This window comes from Salinarimonas soli, assembly GCF_008386575.1.
Taxonomy (GTDB): domain Bacteria; phylum Pseudomonadota; class Alphaproteobacteria; order Rhizobiales; family Beijerinckiaceae; genus Salinarimonas_A; species Salinarimonas_A soli.
This window is the reverse complement of the sequence record NZ_VUOA01000267.1, coordinates 1-345: the sequence shown is the minus strand read 5'-3', so window position 1 is coordinate 345 and position 345 is coordinate 1. Positions and strand designations below refer to the sequence as shown.

At 44.1% G+C, this 345-nt stretch carries 1 protein-coding gene; it reads right to left on the bottom strand.

Annotated features, from left to right (window positions below):
• Positions 1-39 precede the first annotated feature (39 nt).
• Positions 40-345 (bottom strand): V-type ATPase subunit F (locus F0L46_RS27990; protein ID WP_149822447.1); only part of this gene is annotated, 306 nt, incomplete at its 5' end.

Here is a 345-nt window from a genome sequence, read left to right as displayed (position 1 = left end):
ATCCGTCAACGGACATCAAAAACATGCAACATATTAGCATTAGCGTACCAAGTCGTCTGGGTTGAACATGCCCTTAGCACGACGTAGAATGGAGTCCTTGCTGGCATCATATGGGTGGTCTTTTGATGGGATTTCAAGAACAGAAGGTACTGGTGCAGAGTGCGCAGCGATCACATGTCTGATCAATTCAGCAATGTTCTGCTTGATGAGAATGATGTCAATGTCATCACGTTTAACAAAACGCTTGAAACATTCCTCGATTTCACTCACAGGTGTATTCTTATCGACCACCATGAAATTCGGATGTCTGTTTTTATTGATCTCGCCGATACCCCCGAGAAGGAA